This is a genomic window from Azospirillum formosense, assembly GCF_013340925.1.
Lineage (GTDB): Bacteria > Pseudomonadota > Alphaproteobacteria > Azospirillales > Azospirillaceae > Azospirillum > Azospirillum formosense.
This window is the reverse complement of record NZ_WHOR01000438.1, coordinates 1-2,624: the sequence shown is the minus strand read 5'-3', so window position 1 is coordinate 2,624 and position 2,624 is coordinate 1. Positions and strand designations below refer to the sequence as shown.

Here is a 2,624-nt window from a genome sequence, read left to right as displayed (position 1 = left end):
CCCCGTCGCGGGCTGGCGGGGACCGACTCGGGCTGGCGCGGGGCGAGCGGCAGCGGTCGGGCAGATGCCGCGCCCGGGGCTGCACGGGCCGGCGTGCGCTATGGGGTCTGCCGTGGACAGTTTGTTGCCGACCAGAACGCCGATCAGCCGCCCGGCCTCGTCGGCGATGCCGTCGATGACGCTGCGGAAGTCGGCGCGTCCGACCACCACCTCGTCCAGCCGCATCTCCCACAGGGCGGTGGTGCCGGGATCGACCAGCGTGGGGGCGGCGCCGCGCAGGGTCTCGAACAGTTGCAGCCCGGCGGGGGTGGGCACCAGCCACTTGCCGTCGGCGCCCAGCAGGTTCTGCCGCCGCAGGCCCTTGATGATCTCGGCGCGGGTGGCCGGGGTGCCGATGCCCTTGGCCTCCTTCAGCCGGTCGCGCAGCGCCGGGTCTTCGACGAAGCGCCAGGCGTTCTGCATGGCGTCGACCAGCGTGCCCTCGTTGTAGCGCGGCGGCGCCTGGGTCCGCTTGGCCTCCACCCGCGGTTCGGACAGGCGGGCGGGCTCCCCGTCGGTCAGCGGGGGCAGGGTCTGCTCCTCCTCCTTCTCGTCGGGCTTGCCGTCCGTCTCGGCGGAGCCGAAGGCCGCCTTCCAGCCGAGCTTCAGGGGGATGCGTCCGACCGCCCGGAAGACCACCGGCTTGCCCTCGACCGGAACGTCCATCAGGACGGTGGTCTGCCGGTACTCGTAGTCGGGCATGACGGCAGCGAGGTAGGAGCGGCAGATCAGCGCGTAGAGCCGCTTCTCGTCGTCGGTCAGGCGGTTCAGACGGCTTTCCAGATCGTCCAGCACGTTGACGTTGGGAACGATGGCGTGGTGCGACACGCCCTCCAGCGCCTTGTCGCAGAAATGGCCGGACTTGCCGCGGCGGATCACCGGGCGGGACAGGTCGAGATGGGCGAAGCCGCGCAGCCGGGTCAGCGCCCCGGCGATCGCCGGAACGTCGGCGATCTGGTTCTCCGACAGGTAACGCGCCTCGGCGCGCGGGTAGGTGATGAGCTTCTTGCCCTCGCCGTCGTACAGCTCCTGTGCGACCTCCAGCGTGCGGTCGGCGGTCCAGCCCCAGCGCTGGCCGCAGGTCTTCTGCAGCGCGGGCAGGTCATAGAGCTTTGGCGGCGCCTGCCGCCGGTCCTCCACCGTCACCGACAGGGGGCCGCCATGGCCGTCCGCGGCGCGGGCGATGGCCTCGGCGCGGGCGCGGTCCTTGATACGATCCTTCGGCGGCGGAGCGTGGCGCATCAGGAAGGAGCCGGCGGCGGCGGTGGCCGTCGCCACGACCTCGAAATAATCCTCGGGCTTGAAGTTGCGGATCTCCAGTTCGCGCAGACAGACGATGGACAGCGTCGGCGTCTTCACCCGCCCGATGCCGATCACCCCGCGCGTCCCCGGCGCCAGCAGCGTCTTGGTCGCCGTGCGGGTCAGGGACAGGTTGAAGATCTGGTCGGCCTGCTGACGCGCCACCGCCGCCTCGTAGAGCGGACGAAGCTCGGTGTTCGGCTTCAGCTTGGCGAAGGCGTCGCGGATCGTCTTGGGATCCTGGGCGGTGAACAGGGCGCGCTGCACCCGCCCGCGGAAGCCCAGATGCTCCAGGATTTCCTGCCCGATCAACTGCCCCTCGCGGTCGCAGTCGGTGGCAAGGATGACCTGGTCGCAGCCCTTCAGCGCCGCCTTGATCGCCGCCAGCTTCGCCGTTTTGTTACCGCCGCTGTCCGGCCGCGTCGGGTAGAGTCCGTCCGGCTTCAGCAGGGTGGGCGCCCAGCGCTTCCAGTCCGGGTTGACCTCGTCCGGTTCGGCCAGACGCAGCAGGTGCCCCTCGGCCGGCAGGATGCGCCCGTAGCGATCCCCCAGCGCAGCGCGCAGGTCCTTTGCCTGACTGGATTTTTCCGTGATGATGAGCGTGGCCATGGCCGCCATGGTAAGACGAACATGAAAACGTATCAAGAACACATGATGACTGTCCTGCGCGGACTTCTGGTCGCCGCGCCGCTTCTCGTCGCCGCCTTCCCGGTGGCGGCGCAGAACCCGCTGCTGCCGGGGATCGGGGCGAAGGACCGGCGGGTGGTGGTCAATGCCACGCACGCGCCGTGGAACAGCCTCGTCAAGGTGCAGAGCAATCTCGGCGCGCGCTGCACCGGCGTGCTGGTGGCGCCGCGCCGGGTGGTCACCGCCGCCCATTGCCTGCTGAACCGGGCGCAGCGCTTCCTGCCGGCTTCCTCGCTGCATGTGCTGTTCGGCTACGAGCGCGGGGAGTACCGGCAGCACCGCGCCGTCGCCGCGCTGGAGACCGGCGGCCCTTACGACACCGAGCGGCGGCTCGACGGGCTGGTCGGCGATTGGGCGGTGCTGACGCTGGACGGCGATGCGCCGGAGGGGATGCCGCCACTGCCGCTCGCCCGCGTCCCCCCGGACGCCGGCACGCCGCTGATGCTGGGCGGCTACAGCCAGGACCGGGCGCCCCTCGTCACCGCCGACACCGCCTGCGCCGCGCGCGGCATCAACGACACCGACCGCGGGCCGCTGCTGGTCCATGATTGCGACGGGACGCGCGGGGTGAGCGGGGCGGCGCTGCTGGTGCGCACGCC

Annotated in this window: 2 protein-coding genes; one reads left to right on the top strand and one right to left on the bottom strand. The window is 71.3% G+C overall.

Annotated elements, in window-relative coordinates; genetic code table 11:
• A partial coding sequence (locus GBZ26_RS28695; RefSeq protein WP_247884945.1) for a DNA topoisomerase occupies positions 1 to 1,947 on the bottom strand: 1,947 nt, incomplete at its 3' end.
• A 42-nt stretch (positions 1,948 to 1,989) separates the two neighbouring features.
• On the opposite strand from GBZ26_RS28695, the gene GBZ26_RS28690 reads away from it, so the two are divergent.
• Positions 1,990 to 2,624, top strand: a 635-nt coding sequence (locus tag GBZ26_RS28690) for a trypsin-like serine peptidase (protein WP_174441711.1), incomplete at its 3' end; no start/stop codon positions are given.